The 17,071-nt window shown below is 45.5% G+C and carries 14 protein-coding genes; 10 read left to right on the top strand and 4 right to left on the bottom strand.

Annotated elements, in window-relative coordinates; translation table 11 throughout:
• Positions 1 to 96: 96 nt before the first annotated feature.
• The 9 genes from AC13CC_RS15550 (at position 97) to AC13CC_RS15510 (ending at position 13,370) form a co-directional block, all read left to right on the top strand.
• Positions 97 to 3,456 carry a SusC/RagA family TonB-linked outer membrane protein gene (locus tag AC13CC_RS15550; protein WP_482877928.1) on the top strand — a complete coding sequence of 1,120 codons (3,360 nt, stop codon included), beginning with the start codon at positions 97 to 99 and terminating at the stop codon, positions 3,454 to 3,456.
• A gap of 10 nt (positions 3,457 to 3,466) precedes the next feature.
• A complete protein-coding gene (locus AC13CC_RS15545) occupies positions 3,467 to 4,996 on the top strand; it encodes a SusD/RagB family nutrient-binding outer membrane lipoprotein (protein WP_482877927.1) in 1,530 nt (509 codons plus the stop codon).
• A gap of 29 nt (positions 4,997 to 5,025) precedes the next feature.
• A complete protein-coding gene (locus tag AC13CC_RS15540) occupies positions 5,026 to 6,525 on the top strand; it encodes a mandelate racemase/muconate lactonizing enzyme family protein (RefSeq protein WP_326278123.1) in 1,500 nt (499 codons plus the stop codon).
• Between the two features lie 102 nt (positions 6,526 to 6,627).
• Positions 6,628 to 7,569 (top strand): RraA family protein, encoded by a 942-nt coding sequence (locus tag AC13CC_RS15535; RefSeq protein WP_326278122.1) that lies wholly within the window; start codon positions 6,628 to 6,630, stop codon positions 7,567 to 7,569.
• 10 nt (positions 7,570 to 7,579) lie between these two features.
• Complete coding sequence (locus AC13CC_RS15530; RefSeq protein ID WP_482877925.1) at positions 7,580 to 8,029, top strand: nuclear transport factor 2 family protein; 450 nt, start codon at positions 7,580 to 7,582, stop codon at positions 8,027 to 8,029.
• A gap of 28 nt (positions 8,030 to 8,057) precedes the next feature.
• Positions 8,058 to 10,331 (top strand): outer membrane protein assembly factor BamB family protein, encoded by a 2,274-nt coding sequence (locus AC13CC_RS15525; protein WP_482877924.1) that lies wholly within the window; start codon positions 8,058 to 8,060, stop codon positions 10,329 to 10,331.
• 18 nt (positions 10,332 to 10,349) lie between these two features.
• Positions 10,350 to 11,462: a bile acid:sodium symporter family protein gene (locus tag AC13CC_RS15520; protein ID WP_482877923.1), complete on the top strand. Its 1,113-nt coding sequence runs from the start codon at positions 10,350 to 10,352 to the stop codon at positions 11,460 to 11,462.
• 112 nt (positions 11,463 to 11,574) lie between these two features.
• Complete coding sequence (locus tag AC13CC_RS15515; protein ID WP_482877922.1) at positions 11,575 to 12,621, top strand: PfkB family carbohydrate kinase; 1,047 nt, start codon at positions 11,575 to 11,577, stop codon at positions 12,619 to 12,621.
• Positions 12,622 to 12,695: 74 nt separating this feature from the next.
• Positions 12,696 to 13,370 carry a bifunctional 4-hydroxy-2-oxoglutarate aldolase/2-dehydro-3-deoxy-phosphogluconate aldolase gene (locus tag AC13CC_RS15510; RefSeq protein ID WP_482877921.1) on the top strand — a complete coding sequence of 225 codons (675 nt, stop codon included), beginning with the start codon at positions 12,696 to 12,698 and terminating at the stop codon, positions 13,368 to 13,370.
• A gap of 16 nt (positions 13,371 to 13,386) precedes the next feature.
• Here the strand turns inward: AC13CC_RS15510 and AC13CC_RS15505 are convergent, their stop codons facing one another.
• The 3 genes from AC13CC_RS15505 to AC13CC_RS15495 all read right to left on the bottom strand — a co-directional run bounded on the left by AC13CC_RS15505 (position 13,387) and on the right by AC13CC_RS15495 (position 15,265).
• Entirely contained in the window at positions 13,387 to 13,539 is a 153-nt protein-coding gene (locus AC13CC_RS15505; protein WP_482877920.1) for a hypothetical protein, read from the bottom strand.
• 318 nt (positions 13,540 to 13,857) lie between these two features.
• Complete coding sequence (locus AC13CC_RS15500; protein WP_482877919.1) at positions 13,858 to 14,355, bottom strand: VOC family protein; 498 nt, start codon at positions 14,353 to 14,355, stop codon at positions 13,858 to 13,860.
• A 184-nt stretch (positions 14,356 to 14,539) separates the two neighbouring features.
• Positions 14,540 to 15,265, bottom strand: coding sequence for a superoxide dismutase (locus AC13CC_RS15495; RefSeq protein WP_482877918.1), 726 nt, complete (start codon positions 15,263 to 15,265; stop codon positions 14,540 to 14,542).
• A 255-nt stretch (positions 15,266 to 15,520) separates the two neighbouring features.
• On the opposite strand from AC13CC_RS15495, the gene AC13CC_RS15490 reads away from it, so the two are divergent.
• Positions 15,521 to 15,796 (top strand): hypothetical protein, encoded by a 276-nt coding sequence (locus AC13CC_RS15490; protein ID WP_482877917.1) that lies wholly within the window; start codon positions 15,521 to 15,523, stop codon positions 15,794 to 15,796.
• Positions 15,797 to 16,167: 371 nt separating this feature from the next.
• On the opposite strand, the gene AC13CC_RS15485 is transcribed toward AC13CC_RS15490, so the two are convergent.
• A complete protein-coding gene (locus AC13CC_RS15485; RefSeq protein ID WP_482877916.1) occupies positions 16,168 to 16,869 on the bottom strand; it encodes a hypothetical protein in 702 nt (233 codons plus the stop codon).
• Positions 16,870 to 17,071 lie beyond the last annotated feature (202 nt).

The raw sequence follows: 17,071 nt of genomic DNA, 5'->3' as shown, positions 1-17,071 counted from the left end.
TCGCTGACCGTGAAACTAACCGTCTTTTTTTTGATAGTTTCCTTTTTTTCGACACATGCAAACTCCTACTCCCAGAAAGCCAAACTTACATTGGTAATGGAAAATGTAGCGATCGAGCAAGTGTTCGAGGAAATTGAATCTGCAACAGAATTCAAATTTTTTTACGACAATAAAAAAATAGACACCAAGAGAAGGGTTTCCATTAAGGCAGAGCAATTGTCGATTACGGCCATTTTAGATGAGCTGTTCAAAGGCACCAGCATTACTTACTTGTTCAATAAGAAACAAATTGTGTTAAAGCCTAGGCCAAAGGGCATGCAAGGTGCGCCAAATGGACTTGCGAATACCCTCAGGGTAATTCCACAAGCTACAATCACCGGTACTATAACAGATTCGAACGGAGTTCCAATTCCGGGAGCCTCAGTTATCGAGAAGGGCACGACCAATGGTGTTGCGGCCGATTTCGATGGTGTATATGAGATAACCGTTAGAGGAACGAACCCAATATTGATTGTGAGCTCCATAGGTTTTGCAAGACAAGAAATTCCTGTGGATGGGGCAAGACAACTCAACATAACACTACAGGAAGATACCCAAAACCTTAATGAGGTAGTAGTTACTGCTTTGGGAATCAAACAAGAGACAAAAAAACTGGGATACTCCGTAGCCCAAGTGGATGCAGAAGAGGTAAATGTCAACAGGTCGAGCAATTTCATGAACACCTTACAAGGTAAAGTGGCCGGTGTCAATATTTCTTCCTTGAGCACTGGACCTGGGGGTTCATCAAAAGTTAGGATTCGTGGACAGTCGTCGATTTCCGGAACCAATAATCCCTTAATAGTGGTAAACGGTGTGCCTATTGACAATACAAGCTTTGGTACCAGCCCTGGAAGTGCCAGCAATGAAGTTGGAACCAATAGCGGAGGTGTTTTTTCTGATGGAGGAGATGGATTTTCCAGTATCAATCCAGATGATATTGAAAGTATGACCATATTGAAAGGAGCCACAGGGGCTGCACTTTATGGTTCCAGAGCCAAAGATGGTGTGATCATGATAACGACCAAGAGCCGTGGCTATGGCGATGGACTTGGAATTACCTACAACGTGAACGTAACCAATCATACCCCTCTGGATTTCACCGAATATCAATACGAATATGGCCAGGGTGAAAATGGGATCAGGCCTACATCTGCCAATCCAACATCAGGACAATGGTCCTTCGGTGAACGTTTTGAACCAGGAATGACACAAGTGCTCTTTGATGGAATCGAGGTGCCATATGTACCTGTACGCGATAGGGTCAAAAAGTTCTACAGGAATGGTTTGGATGTTACCCATTCGGTTTCTTTTGCGGGCGGGAATGAAAAAGGAGGGTTTAATGTTTCTTTATCAGACCTGAACAGCGAGGGTATTACTCCCAACAATGAATTTGATAGGAGTACGATCAACTTGGGCACTACCTATGATCTATCCGATAAATTGAGCTTTGAGGCCCACGTGAACTACTCCAATGAAAGGAATACCAATCCACCGAATGTGGGGCAACAGGACAATACGATTCCCGTATCACTGTTCAATATGGCCAATTCCATGCCTTTGGACGTCTTGGATGCCAATAAGTTTGATGAGAATGGCAATGAATATGTCTATTCAAGGTTTAGGAACAGGACAAATCCATACTTTACACTCTCAGAGCAGTTCAATACTATAAAAAGAGACAGAGTTTTTGGAAATATATCCCTAAAATATGATGTATTACCCTGGTTGAGCACCCAAATCCGGGGAGGCCAAGATTATTGGTCCCGGTTTCAGGAATATAACGGTTTCCCAACGGGACAGGCTTCAAGAGGGCCAGCTCCGGATGGTTTCGTGAACGGGACCTTTACGCAAGAGTCTAGAAGGTTTAGGGAGACCAATATAGATTTCCTGATTTCCATAAATAAAGATATTTCTGAAAATTTTTCAGTAGGTCTGAATATGGGGGGCAACAAGATGAAGCGTACCTTGGATCTGAACAGGGTAGATGTATCGGATTTTGTGATACGAGACCTTTATACCGTTCAGAATGGTCGTATCAAAGACCCTGTTTATAGTTTATCGGAACGCGCAGTAAATTCTTTGTACGGTGCGCTGGACCTATCGTATAAAGATACCTATTTCCTGAGTGCAACATTGAGGAATGATTGGTTTTCCACTCTCGCTCCAGCGAATAGGAGCATACTTTATCCATCCCTATCCGCAAGCTATATTGTATCCAATGTATTCGAAGAACAACCAGATTGGCTCACTTTCGCCAAACTTCGAGTGGCTTATGCAGAAGTGGGGAGCGATACGGATGTGCCCCCTTACTCCGATGCATTGTTCTACGATATTGACTCTAATTTCTTTCCCAATATAGATGGGAATGCGCAACCAGTGGCAGGTGCAAATACCAGCACTTTGCCCAATCCCGATCTGCGACCTATGCGGACCAAGGAGATGGAATTTGGTCTGGACGTTAGATTTTTTGATAACCGGTTGGGACTGGACTTGGCAGTATATCGTAAGACCACGATAGATCAGATTGTACCGGCACAAATCTCCAATACATCAGGTTTTGTGAGCACTTTGATCAATAGCGGCGAGAGTAGGAGCGATGGTGTAGAGGCCATGCTCAATATTGTCCCGATAAAGAACAAGGACTTTAGGTGGGACCTTAACTTGAACGCCTCTTACAACAAAACAAAGGTAATCAGCTTGTTGACCGATACACCAGGAGAGTCCATATTGGTCGGTAATCATATTTTCAATGGGTTCCTATATCAAGTAACCGGCAAAGAAATAGGTCAATTGGCCGGTTTTGGATTTATGAGGGATGAACAAGGCCGACAAGTTTTTGGCGATGATGGAAGGGCACTTAGAACTGATGAAATCCAATACTTTGGAAGTGCTCTGCCAAAATGGGTCGGTGGAATCACCAATGCCTTTAGGTATAAAGACTTCAATTTTTCATTCTTAATTGATTTTAAGTTGGGCAACAAGATAATTTCAGGCACGAACTTTAATGCAGTAAGGCACGGGTTGCACAAAATGACACTTCCCGGACGTGAAACCGGTGTGGTGGGCGACGGTGTTAACCTGCAGGGAGAACCTAATACAGTGGCCACAGAATCCCAAAGGTATTGGGAAGTAGTAAGGTCATCACAAATTATTGAACCCATTATTTACGATGGAGGGTATTGGAAACTAAGACAAATTACCCTCGGGTACAATTTTAGAAAGTTTATCCCCGATGATTCGGTATTGAAAGGAGCCACATTGAGTTTGGTGGCCAACAATGTATTTCTGATCAAAAAATGGGTTGATAACATAGACCCGGATTCGTTCAGCTATAGTTCGGACAATGTTTCCGGGTTGGAATCAACTGGTGTGCCCACCACTAGGAGCATGGGCTTCAATCTAAACCTAAAATTTTAAGAGAAGAATTATGAAAAGCAATAAGAAAATTATAGCATTAATGATGGTGGTTTTCCTCTTTATTGGGTGTGAACAAGACTTTGATGAGATAAACACCAATACAGTGGATCCTACCAGTGAGAGTATAGACCCAACATTTTTGTTGAACAACGCCATTATCGGATTATCGTTCTCCAACGGACAGGTAGTTTACGATATGGGGATAGTGCAACAATTGATAACCCCGAATTCTGGTATTTTGAGCGGGGCAAACTATAACCAGGACAACCGCGGGGCAACCGAAATGCAATGGAACGACTACTACGAGTCCGTTATAAAGCATACAGGGGACCTGATCGACCAATTATCGGATAGGCCGGAACGAAGCAACCTTTTGAATATGGCCAAGATTGTCCAGTCCTATGCCTTTATGGTATTGACGGATACCTATGGGGATATCCCTTATTCTGAAGCAGGAAAGGGGTATTCGGATCAAATTGTTTTGCCAAAATATGATGCACAGGAGGACATATACCTAGACTTGATCGAGCAATTGAAAGGAGCCGTTGAAGGTTTTACAGCATCAGCGACCGATGAAGGCGGTGAGGTACTATATGCAGGTAATTTGGACCAATGGAGGAAATTAGGGAATTCACTCCTCCTTCGTATCGGAATGAGAATGGTGAAAGTGAACCCACAATTGGCCCAAGAAACCGTTCAGTACGCCTATGATGGAGGTGTGCTGGAGTCCAATGAAGATAATTTTGTGGTTAGGCACGATAATAACTTTACAAGCCCCATAGGGGGGTATCTCAACGGTTCCGAGGCCAATAATTTTTATTTAACGGAGTACTTTGTGGATTATTTGTCCTCACATAACGACCCGAGATTGGAATCCATTGCAGTTAGATATATTGGTGCCGCTTCAGGTGCGGAACAGACCGAGGACAATGCGTCCACCAATGCTGAAGATCAAATAGGAATGCCCATTGGGTATGATAATGTGAGCATCGAGCAAGTCGTCTCGGATATGGGACTGGAGAGCTTTTATGCATTCAGTCAAGTGGATAGGGACAGAATCGTTACAATCAGCTCCCCGGTATTTTTATTGACCCATTCACAAACGCAATTATTGTTGGCCGAAGCTGCCGAAAGAGGTTGGATCACAGGTGATGCCGGGACTTTTTATGAAGAAGGTATGAGGGCCCATATGGAACAGATGGCCTCTTATGGCAGTGATGCCACAATAGAAGCCTCGGATGTCGATGCCTACATAGCTGCGAACCCTTTGGATGGGAGCAATAACCTAGAGTTGATCAATACCCAGTACTGGGTGTCCTCCTTTTTAAATGGACCGGAGGCATTTGCCAATTTTAGAAGATCAGGGTATCCCAACCTGTCCCCGAATTCATATCCGGGACAGGATATAACCGGTGACTTTATCAGAAGATTGACATATCCAAATGCGGAAATAGCAGTAAATGGGGAGAATCTGAACGAGGCCATATCCAGAATGGGGCCTGATAATCTAGACACCCGTGTGTGGTGGGACCGAGAGTAAATTAATCAAACAAATCAAATCCATAAAAAATGAAATCAGTATTAAAAGAAATCATAGCCAAAAATAAAAAGGAGGAAAGTGCCTATAAATCGGCCAGGGAGGCCGAAATCAATAATCCAAAAACACCGGATGCCAGACGGGATTTTTTGAAGAAAACCGCTCTTGGAGGGATTGCGATGACAGGAATGATGGGGCTTGGCATTGAGGATACCGTGGCCCAGACGACATCAAAAGTGAACAGGGCCTCTGCTCCCTCTGAGCTAAAGATTACCGATATGCGATATGTTCTGACCAATGTAATGGGAGGTACCGCCATCATAAAAATAGAGACCAACCAAGGTATTTATGGATTGGGAGAGGTAAGGGATGCCGCCGATGTTCGCTACGCATTGTTCCTTAAGAGTAGAATATTGGGGAAGAATCCTTGCAATGTTGAAAAAATATTCAAGAGCATAAAGCAATTCGGAGGGCCTGCTAGGCAGGCCGGTGGTGTTTGTGCCGTGGAAATGGCTTTATGGGACCTTTGTGGAAAAGCATATAATGTGCCCGCATGGCAATTGTTGGGAGGAAGATATAGGGATAGGGTGAGGTTGTATGCCGATACGCCCCAAGCCGATACGGCGGCCGAGCAGAAAAAACTCATTGACTATAGAATGAATGACCAAGGTTACACTTGGTTAAAGATGGATGTGGCCATTTCTTCCTTGCCCCCAAATTCGGGAACCTTGGTAAACGATAAGTTCTGGAGAAACAAGGAAGGACGTTTGGCACAATGGGGGGACCGAAGGAACTATATGTCCTATGGGAACACCGAGCATCCTTTCACACAGATCCAGATTACCGAGAAAGGACTCGATATGTTGGCCCAGCGTGTTGCAGATGTAAGGGAAATGGTAGGTTGGGAAATTCCAATATCCACCGATCACTATGGACACTTTGACATGAACAATGGAATCCGACTGGGAAAAGCATTGGACAAATATAGGTTGGCATGGTTGGAAGATATGGTGCCATGGCAGTATACCGAACAGTGGAGAACTATTTCCGAAGCATTGGAAACACCGACCACAACGGGAGAGGATATCCATTTCTTGGAAAACTTCAAGCCCATCATACATAACAGGTCAGTGGATATCGTACATCCGGACCTGGCTTCTTCCGGGGGACTGCTGGAAACCAAGCGGATAGGCGATTATGCAGAGGAATTTGGAATAGGCATGGCCATGCACCAAGCCGGTACTCCCGTATCCTTTATGGCCAATGTGCATTGTGCGGCTGCAACACAAAATTTCTTGGCCTTGGAGCACCACTCAGTGGATGTGCCTTGGTGGGAAGACTTGGTAACAACAGTCGGAGGCTTTAAGATGATCGATAAAGGTTTTGCGACCGTACCCCTTACGGCACCTGGATTGGGGATTGAGTTGAATGAGGAAGTGGTCAAAGACCACTTGCACCCAAGCGATAAGAGCTTCTTTAAATCGACAAAGGAATGGGATGAACTGAGATCCCATGATAGGACTTATAGTTAGTATTTGTAGTTGAATTGTTTAGTTAGGCAAGCCCGTGATAGGTTTTATATCATCATGGGCTTCCATTGAATATTTGTTGAATCAATACGGAATTTTTAAAAAATGAAAAAATCTAGAATATTTTTAGTGTTGCTTGTTTGTTTGATCGGCCAATGGGGCATGAACGCCCAAAAGGTCGGTTCATCGCCAGAATATATAAAGGCACTTACAAAAGAATGGGAAGGGGAGCGCTTTAAGGACGGTAGGCCTAGGGTTTCCGATGCACTATTGGAGCGATTGAAAAAAATAAGGATTGAAGAGGCCTGGGGCTATCTGAGAGGCAAAGGATATAACAACCAGTATGAAGGCGGATGGAAGATCATTCATCCCGAAGGGGTGATGACCGGTCGCGTTGTAACGGCGCAATATATGCCACTTAGGCCAGACCTAAACCAATACGTGAAGTTACAGGGTGCCAAAGAAAAAAGGGATACCATAGGAGGAAGCAATTCCTGGCCCATTGAAATGTTGGTCAAGGGAGATGTGTATGTGGCGGACGGTTACGGAAGGATCATTGACGGAACATTGATCGGTTCCAATTTAGGGAACGCCATATACGCCAATTCCCAAAATGGGGTGGTCTTCGACGGAGGTGTCAGGGATTTGGGGGGCTTGCTGGAAATTGAAGGGTTCAATGGATGGTACCGTGATGAAGATCCCTCTTACCTGCAAGAGCAGATGTTGACGTCGATCAATGCCCCCATTCGGATCGGAAGGGCCACCGTACTGCCAGGGGATGTGGTTTTGGCCAATAGGCACGGGACCATCTTTATACCGTCCCACCATGTGGCCGAGTTGGTGATCTCTTCAGAAGTAGTGGCTTTGAGGGATGAATTCGGTTTTCAAAGATTACGGGAGAAAACATATACCGCAGGGCAGATCGATACCAAATGGACCTCCGAGATCAAATCGGATTTCTTGAATTGGCTAAAGAATTATCCAGACAGCAAACTACCTATGACCAGGAAGGAATTGAACGCTCATTTAAAGAAAAACAACTATTAATTTTTTATAAATGAAGCAGCTGTTTTTGACCCTATTGTTCCTTTTGGCAGGTATTGTCCTTAGTTCATGTACAGCCCGTGGGACAGAGGGCGAGCTCAATAAGGACATAGTCTTGAGTGCACTGGAACGGTTCGATAACGCTATAATGGAAAGGGATGCTGAGGTTTTGTCGGCAATAGCATCCCAAGATTTGACCTATGGACATTCCAGCGGAAACATACAGGATAAGGAAGAATTTATTGATGATGTGGTAAACGGACCTTTCCAATTCTTATCCATTTCAAATAAAGACCAAAGAGTTAATGTATCGGGCAATGTTGCCATTGTGAGGCATGTTCTCTCTGCCGATGCCATGAACAATGGGGTTTCTGCCCAGGTACATATAGGAGTTGTAATGGTTTTCAAGTTGGATGACAACGGGCGTGTAGCGCTTCTTGCCCGTCAAGCATATAAACTATGATCATGATATTTAATCATCACGGGAATATATGAAGGAGACCGGAATCCTTGTAAAAGGAGAACAAAGTGTACCAACTTTGGTGTTGATCCTTTTCGTTGCCACAGTCCCAATATTGGTCGGAGGATGTGTCGATGACAACAAAAAGTATCTAGACAGCTTCACTCCTACATTAGAGACAGGAAAAGATTGGCCTGTATATGGAGGGAGTAGAGCGTCAAAAAGATATTCCCCTTTGACACAGATAACCATGGAAAATGTGGGCGATCTGGAAATAGCCTGGACTTATGATGCCAGAGACCAAGTCGAGGGAGCTGAAGCGTCCAGACCTAGGTCCATACAATGCCAGCCCATAGTGAAGGATGGCATTCTCTACGGTACAACGCCGGAACTGCAACTGTTTGCACTTAGGGCGACAACAGGAGAGGAGCTATGGAGGTTTAAACCGGTTCGGGATTCCCGAAAATACAATATTAGTGCAGGTAGGGGCGTCACCTATTGGCAAAAGGGCAATGATTGTAGGATTATTTACACATCGGGTACCTACCTATATGCGATCAATGCAAAAACAGGCAATGCAATCCCTAGTTTTGGAGAGGACGGCAGAGTGGATTTGCATGAGGGCTTGGACGATGGTTTGGATTTGGATATGGGCAAGGTCAGTATAAATGCGACGAGCCCCGGAATAATTTACAAGGATATATTCATCATTGGTTCCAGTGTTTCCGAGAAAGGGGATGCGGCACCGGGCAATATTCGTGCATTCGATGTGGTGACGGGAAAGTTAAAATGGGTTTTCCATACCATACCCCATCCGGGCGAGGAAGGATATGATACTTGGCCCAAAGATGCGTATAAAGAGCATGGAGGCGTAAATAGTTGGGGCGGCATGTCCTTGGATGTGGAAAGGGGCATGGTATTTTTCGGTACCGGATCGCCATCCTCGGATTTTTATGGTGGCAATCGTAAGGGAAAAAACCTGTTCGCCAACAGTGTGGTGGCCTTGGATGCAAAAACGGGCAAACTGGAATGGTATTTTCAGACCGTACGGCACGACCTTTGGGACAGAGATCTCCCATGCGCGCCAAACCTTACCACCATAACTGTGGAAGGGGAAAAGAGGGATGTCGTGGTACAGGCTGGAAAAGATGGGTTGGTTTACGTTTTGGACAGGGAAAATGGCACGTCCGTTTTTCCAATCGAAGAGCGAAAAGTCCCTATTTTGGATGGTCTTCCGGGAGAACAACCGTACCCTTCCCAAATTTTTCCGATAAAACCAGAACCATTGTCACATCAATTTTTCAGGGAAGATATGATAACCGACCTATCACCGGAATCCCGTGCGTACGTTAAAGGGATAGTCGATAAATATCAAATCGGGCATAAGTTCAGTTTGCCCAGTGAAAGCGGTACGCTGATGTTCGGATATAGTGGTGGAGCGGAATGGGGAGGGAATGCAACGGACCTGGAAGGGATCCTCTATCAAAACTCCAATAACGATCCTTGGATATTGGAAATGGAGGATGTGGAGTCCAGGGACAATGAAATGCAAAGTGTACGGACCGGTGCCGATATCTATAGGATAAATTGTGCCATGTGCCACGGAAGCGATAAAAAAGGGACCGCAGAGTTTCCAAGTTTGGTCAACATTGGGGATAGGTTGGCTTCACAGGACATTGAATCTATTCTTGAATCCGGTATGGGTCGTATGCCGGCCTTTCGCCACATTTCCAAAAAAAATAGAAAAGCCGTTACAGCTTTTCTATTGGATTTGCCTATGGGAATGCATCCCGGGACGGCAAATGTCCCCAATACAAGCGAAGCGGAAGAAAATATAGAAGAGCCTGCCTTTGGCTATGAACCACGTTATGTTCCAAAAGTTTGGAAAAAACTAAAGGATCAAAACGGTTACCCCGGAATCAAACCACCATGGGGAACACTGAATGCCATTGACCTGAATACCGGGGAGTACCTTTGGAGGGTTCCTTTGGGAGAGTACCCTGAGTTGACGGAGCAGGGCATTCCGATAACCGGAACGGAAAGTTATGGAGGCCCCATAGTAACCGCTAGTGGGCTCGTTTTTATTGCAGGAACAAAGGATGAGAAAATCAGGGCATTCGATAAAAGGACGGGGAAGGTGGTCTGGGAATACCAATTGCCCGCCGGTGGCTTTGCCACACCCATCACCTATGAAGCGGACAACAGACAATATGTGGTTATCGCCGCCGGTGGGGGAAGGGGGCAAAAACCAGGAGGATATTATATAGCGTTTGCTCTGAAAAACAAGCCACAAAAAATTAATTAACCATAAAAAACTAACATTTTGAAAACACCGATAATATATAAGATAAGCTTGGGCCTTGCAGCTTTGTCGCTATTGATTTTTAGTGCTATGGCCCTTATGGGCGAACTGTCCGGTGCAGGTATGCCCATAGTGCTGTTCTTTGTGCTGTTGGCCTTGGGCTTCAGCGGTTACAAATCGTTGAGGGGCTATGTGTTCGCAGTGCTGATCTTTGCGGGGGTCTCCCTTTCATTATATTGGCCCCAGTACTTTGTACAGGTCGGCGAATTTAAACTGACCGGCCTAATCATCCCCTTGATACAGATCATCATGTTCGGCATGGGGACCTCGATGAGCGTAAAGGACTTTGCCGGGGTGGTCAAATCGCCGAAAGGGGTCCTGGTGGGGGTTGTTGCGCAATTGGCGATAATGCCCTTGGTGGGCTATGGCCTGGCAAACTTGAGCGGGTTTGCCCCTGAGATAGCGGCGGGAATCATCCTGATCGGCTGCTCCCCAAGCGGGGTGGCCTCCAATGTCATGGCCTATCTGGCCAAGGCGAACTTGGCACTTTCCATTACCATCACCTCCATTGCGACGCTGTTGGCCCCTTTTGTGACGCCCTTGCTCATGAAGTTATTGGCAGGGCAGTTCGTTGAGATCGATGTGCTTTCTATGATGTGGAGTATAACCAAGATGATTATCCTTCCCATAGGGGCGGGCCTATTGTTCAACCATTTGCTGCACGGGCGCACCAAATGGCTGGACAATGTGATGCCCTTGGTGTCCATGTTTGCCATAGGCCTGATTATTATAGTGATTACCGCTGCTGGCAGGGACAGTTTGTTGGACATTGGGGCTTTGCTGCTGTTGCTGGTACTGGTGCACAACGTTTTTGGTTACACATTGGGCTATTGGTTCGCCCGGTTGGCCGGGATGGATGAACGGGATTCCAGGACGATCTCCATAGAGGTGGGGATGCAGAACGGAGGGCTGGCCTCCGGTATCGCCAATACCTTGGGCAAGATAGCGACCATGGGGCTGGCCCCTGCGGTCTTCGGTCCATTGATGAACATTACGGGGTCTGTCCTGGCTTCGTACTGGCACAAGAACGCGCCCGTGGAGGAAACCCCGGATATGGAGCGTTCAAAGGGATAAAAAAATAATTGATTGTTTGAATTAGCTTGGTCAATCGGGAAGGGCACTGCCGGTCCTTCCCTTTTAAAAGTGAACGAAAACGACAAGTAAACCTTAAAAATGAAAGATAGAGATGAAAAAAGTAGTAACGTTCGGCGAGATTATGTTGAGATTGGCCCCTCCGGGGTTTCTGAGGTTCTCGCAGGCCAACAGTTTTGATGTGGTCTATGGCGGGGGGGAGTCCAATGTGGCGGTCTCATTGGCCAACTATGGGGTGCCCGTTGACTTTGTGACCCGATTGCCCAAGAACGATATCGGGGAATGCGCCCTGATGGAAATGAGAAAGCGGGGAGTGGGCACCAACAAAATCGTTTATGGCGGGGACCGCTTGGGCATTTATTTTTTGGAGACCGGGGCGGTGAGCCGGGGCAGCAAGGTGGTTTACGACCGTGCACATTCGGCCATGGCCGAGATAGGCCCCGGGATGGTCGATTGGGACAGTGTCTTCAAGGATGTGGAATGGTTCCACTGGACGGGGATTACCCCAGCCATATCACAGGGCGCAGCGGATGCCTGTCTGGAGGCCGTAAAGGTGGCAAGTGATAACGGCGTTACCATATCCACCGACCTTAACTATCGTGCCAAGCTTTGGAAATACTGTGACGATACCAAGCGGGAGGAGGTTATGTCCGAGTTGACATCGTACTGTGACATCGTACTGGGCAACGAGGAGGACGCGGAAAAGCACTTCGGGATCAAACCGGAGGGGCTGGACATCACCACGCAAGGTGAACACGTGAAGGCCGAAGCTTTTCTTTCGGTATGCAAGCAGATGATGGAGCGTTTTCCCAGGGCCAAGAAGGTGATCACCACCTTACGGGGTTCACTGTCCGCCTCCCACAACACTTGGGCGGGCGTGCTGTACGATGGCAAGAACATGTACACCTCCAGGGAATACCAAATCACGCATATCGTTGATCGTGTCGGTGGCGGGGACTCCTTCATGGGCGGATTGATCTACGGATTGCTCAAATACCCTGAAGATGACCAGAATGCCTTGGACTTTGCGGTGGCGGCCTCTTGCTTGAAACACACCATAAAAGGGGATGCCAATCTGGCCACGGTGGACGAAGTGGAAAAATTAATGGGGGGCGATGCCTCCGGTAGAGTGTCCCGATAGATGGTCGGGTTGGTTTAGTTTTTTAATCCCATGGGGCCAACGATACGGCTCCATGACTTTTTGATATAAAGGATATGGCAGGACATACAAGATCGGAAGTAGTGGGAATGATGCAGGAAACGGGGATGGTGCCCTTGTTTTATCATTCGGACGTTGAAGTGGGGAAAAAGGTACTGAGAGCATGTTACGCGGGCGGCGCCAGATTGATGGAGTTCACGGCAAGGGGGGATTTTGCCTTTGAAGTGTTCTTGGAACTCAATAAATATGCAATCAAGGAGCTTCCCGGGATGATCATGGGGGTCGGGTCCATTACGGATGCAGCGGCGGCCTCTCTGTTCATGCAAATGGGCGCGAACTTTATTGTCACCCCATCCTTTAGGGAGGATATTGCCAAGGTCTGCAATAGGCGCAAGGTGCTTTGGTCGCCGGGCTGTGGATCATTGACGGAAATCAATAGGGCGGAGGAATTGGGGTGCGAGATCATCAAGCTTTTTCCCGGGGCCACCTATGGCCCCGGGTTTGTAAAGGCGATAAAGGGCCCGCAACCCTGGACGAGCATTATGCCCACGGGGGGCGTGAGCACGGAAAGGGAAAATTTGGAAGCTTGGTTCAATGCTGGAGTGACCTGTGTGGGCATGGGCTCCAAGCTCATATCCAAGGAGATACTGGCCAATGGGGATTATGCCGGGTTGGAAAACAAGGTGAAAATCACTTTGGAGACCATAGGGGCTATCAGAAGGAATTTATAAATTATATGTAATAGTATCAGGCCCCATCCGATTCCTGTTCCGTTGTCAAAAGACTTTCTATATAACTTCCCAGGGATATTCCATAAAAGATATCGTTGAATTCCTGGTTATCAGTGTTGAGAATTCTGCGTACCGTGGTTTGTTGATCGACCAATGACTGGGAGGTCATATCATTGTTTTGGTCTACGAGATATACGGAAAGGGAACCCGTAGGATGTGATTGTCGTTGAATGAGTTTACCGAAAGTTTTATCCTAAGGACGGCATCCATATTGCCCCTTAACTCATTGGCAGTCTTCCATAATTGCGTTTCGAGCAGTTTTTTATTCTTCGGACATGAAGTGTATTTAATTTTGGATAGGGGAAATCTTATTCTTCCCACATACATGGAAACATTTGGTTTGAAGGGTAGCATACAGATGTTCACTGTGGTTTTGAGGGGCGCACGCCGTCATGTAATGGCGGAGCCATCCACTTATAGGCCGTAGTCAATTTATTTCGTTCATTAATCCATCAAGGTCAAGGGGTTTGGTGTACATATCCAATGAGCCATCAGGTTTTTGTGGCCATTGGTTTTTCGGTTTGTCCCAATATAGTTCAACACCATTGCCGTCAGGGTCATCTAAATATAAGGCCTCTGAAACGCCATGATCAGAAGCCCCTGTCAATGGGTAGTCGGCCTGTTGTAAGCGATAGAGAATGGTTGCTAGGTCCTTTCTTGTTGGATACAGTATTGCCGTATGAAATAGTCCGACCGTATTTCGTGCTGCTGGAGGGGCGTTCTTGCTATACCAAACGTTTAAGCCAATGTGGTGGTGATAACCTCCCGCAGATATGAAGGCGGCGTCAGTGCCATAGGTCGTTGTAATTTCAAAACCCAATAGTCCGCAGTAGAAGTCGAGTGAGCGCTGTAGGTTGGAAACCTTCAAGTGTACGTGCCCTATTTTGGTGTCCTTTGGTACCTTATAGTTTGTTGTAATGTCCATCTGTCTTTCTTGTTTTTTTGATTACTGCCAACTTGTTTATATCCCAATTCTCTTCGGCATCCTGTGCCAAATAGGTTGGCTCTGCCCAAGTTTTGTGTTTTTAATGCAAAGCATAGTTTCCGCTATTCAAGGGCATGTGCACGTGTCTGCTTATGGAGGAACGGACCATTGTTGGCAGTAGTGTTTATTTTGTAAGTCGTTTTGCTATCATAAATCGTTCAGCTACATTATCCCAATTGATAATTTCAAGAACGGTATCAACAAATTCAGCTCTTTTATTTTTGTACTTCAAATAATAGGCGTGTTCCCAAACATCAATCACCAAAATCGGAATAACGCCCCATTGTGTTAATTTTTGATGGTTTTCGCACTGTAGTAATGTCAAGCTGTCCGAATAAGGTTGGTAGCCCAAAATTCCCCAACCGCTACCTTCTACGGTTTTTGATATTTTTCCGATGTAACTTTTTAACCTATCAAATGAGCCAAAGTCCTTTTCTATCTGTTTTAAAAGTTCGGTCTTGGGTTCAGTTTTTTTATTGGTTAAGTTCGTCCAAAAAATGGAATGAAGTACGTGGCTTGAAAAATGGTAGGCTAACTTTCGTGTCCACAAATCCACTTGGTCTAAATCGCCCGATTTTAGGTGTTCCTTAATTTTAATCAAATCTTTGTTTGCTCCTTTAACTGCTCCACCGTGATGAAATTCAAAGTGCAAATGAAGAGTTTCCTCGTCCATATATGGCTCCAAAAAAGTTTTATTGTATGGAAGTGGTTTTTGAATGAAATTCCCATTATTGTCCACTAATTTGTCAATACCATTTTCTGTCACATTTTGTGAAAAAACGTTGTTGATCGGTAGGATTGTCGCTCCACCTAAAATTGCCGAGTTTTTTAAAAATTCCTTTCTGTCCATAATTTCTTTCTTTTAGTTTAACTCGTTTTCCACATTACTGTCAACGGCCACGCGGATATGGCGAGTAGCGTTGTCCTGCACAGCGGGGCAAAAGCTAGGGCAGCCATTAAACGCACATTCGCTATATGCACAGTTAGGAACAGTGGCAAAGGCAATTTAGTGAAAATAATTGTTGTAGTTGATCGTGAGAACTGGCGAATGTGCGGTCGTACGGAGCGGTGTTAGGGTTGCAGGGTGTACTCCAATGGACTGCATGTGGCCCAAAAGGAGATCGGTTTTTCCATCAAGCACCACATGCGTTGCGTGAACTTGATTATGCCCGAGCTCGAAGGGCTGTTCCTTAAATTCATGGACAATGAATTCTATACGATCTCCGATAGGTACCACCAGATAATCTCGGCGAAACTATTGGACACTAAGGCCTTTAAGAAGGTGCTCGATCAGACCAAGCTCTTTTGCTATGAGTGCAGTGATACCAATGATAATCCCTCCAAAAGGGCCCGTGAGGTCATCGAGATCCTAGCTCGTTAGGCCGTACTATTGGGTACTACTCCCAACCTCTGATTGGGCTACAATGCCTTTAATGCGGTATTGCACTGTAGTTTGAGACGAAGTTTTTCACATCAGAAACGTTTCGATAAACAACTCTTTGAAACCGTTTGTGAGATGGTCTAAAGGCCATAAAGGGCCGCTCCGGTGCCTATAAACCGGAGATTTTTGATGGGATATTCGTTTTTCGAAATGTTTTGGCTTTGGTTATGGGAGGTATCGATTATGGGGGCAGTGCATTATGTTGCTTTTGAAGGAGCGCTTTTTAAACGAGGGAGTCTCAGACCCAAATATCCTGGACTGGAATTATCCTTGCGCTTTATTCAAACTTTATGCATTTTAAAATGCAGGTATTATTCCAAGAAGGAGTCCTTTTTATAGGAATGCACAGGAACATAGGTCTGGATGATATAGGGGGTGATTTTGCGCAAGGTTTCGTCGTTGGTCGGATGCAGTCCTGGAGCCGTAAAATATTCAATTTCCCCTTCCTTGTTCTTATGGTACCATAGTAAGGGTTTATCATCCTTCGAAAAGAATTGCGTTGCCATGTTGACATCCACTTTTTTAAAATGCTTCAGCTTTGTTATATCCATGGGCTCCACCTTGGTTCCAAACGAAGAATAGGGTTTGGAAGTACAGGGTACTTCTACATATATGGAGTCGGCCCATGCCATGCATTGGTTTGCAGCCTTTTCACCTGTGGGATTTGTATTGCTCCCATATATCCCTATCACGATTGCCAAAACCAAGGAAACGACCACGAGGATGGGTATGGCCCATTTTGTGGAAGGAACTGTTTTTCTGTTTTTTACATAATCAGCATAATTGTCATAGCCAAGATATTTACAGCATAGATCGACACTCTCCGCTTGTGGGGCACCATACTTCTTTTTTTTGTTGATGTACCTGTCATAGGCCCTCTCCAAGGTTTTTGAACTTAGTTCACTATGGTCGCTGATATGACTGGACAATGCAAACCTAGAGTGGGAGGCATGTTCCGTCTTCGCTTTTTCAAAGACCTTCCGAACAATCTCTGCTATATATTTTTCATCCATTGGACTAAAAGTACAAATTTTAAAAAGGCAAATCATATTACTGAACCCTTCTGAACCCCTGATTTTATTGATGTCTAAAAAATGTCCAATACAAGTCCAATCGCTGTCTGCAATGCAAATGAACACTTCAATTTACTTTGTCTCAGAAAATGGATTCCGCTATGTGTTGCTAACATGGCTTTTCTAGAAAGTTCATTTTTAT

It is taken from the genome of Flagellimonas sp. L-11, assembly GCF_056857735.1.
The sequence above is the reverse complement of the archived record's forward strand: the minus strand, read 5'-3'. Positions and strand labels throughout refer to the sequence as shown.

What these genes read in the sequence shown, in the direction of transcription:
- AC13CC_RS15545 (WP_482877927.1), top strand. Translation starts at nt 3,467, where the DNA reads ATGAAAAGCAATAAGAAAATTATAGCATTAATGATGGTGGTTTTCCTC.
- AC13CC_RS15485 (WP_482877916.1), bottom strand. Translation starts at nt 16,869, where the DNA reads ATGGATGAAAAATATATAGCAGAGATTGTTCGGAAGGTCTTTGAAAAA.
- AC13CC_RS15525 (WP_482877924.1), top strand. Translation starts at nt 8,058, where the DNA reads ATGAAGGAGACCGGAATCCTTGTAAAAGGAGAACAAAGTGTACCAACT.
- AC13CC_RS15550 (WP_482877928.1), top strand. Translation starts at nt 97, where the DNA reads ATGGAAAATGTAGCGATCGAGCAAGTGTTCGAGGAAATTGAATCTGCA.
- AC13CC_RS15510 (WP_482877921.1), top strand. Translation starts at nt 12,696, where the DNA reads ATGGCAGGACATACAAGATCGGAAGTAGTGGGAATGATGCAGGAAACG.
- AC13CC_RS15540 (WP_326278123.1), top strand. Translation starts at nt 5,026, where the DNA reads ATGAAATCAGTATTAAAAGAAATCATAGCCAAAAATAAAAAGGAGGAA.
- AC13CC_RS15535 (WP_326278122.1), top strand. Translation starts at nt 6,628, where the DNA reads ATGAAAAAATCTAGAATATTTTTAGTGTTGCTTGTTTGTTTGATCGGC.
- AC13CC_RS15515 (WP_482877922.1), top strand. Translation starts at nt 11,575, where the DNA reads ATGAAAAAAGTAGTAACGTTCGGCGAGATTATGTTGAGATTGGCCCCT.
- AC13CC_RS15500 (WP_482877919.1), bottom strand. Translation starts at nt 14,355, where the DNA reads ATGGACATTACAACAAACTATAAGGTACCAAAGGACACCAAAATAGGG.
- AC13CC_RS15530 (WP_482877925.1), top strand. Translation starts at nt 7,580, where the DNA reads ATGAAGCAGCTGTTTTTGACCCTATTGTTCCTTTTGGCAGGTATTGTC.
- AC13CC_RS15495 (WP_482877918.1), bottom strand. Translation starts at nt 15,265, where the DNA reads ATGGACAGAAAGGAATTTTTAAAAAACTCGGCAATTTTAGGTGGAGCG.
- AC13CC_RS15505 (WP_482877920.1), bottom strand. Translation starts at nt 13,539, where the DNA reads ATGACCTCCCAGTCATTGGTCGATCAACAAACCACGGTACGCAGAATT.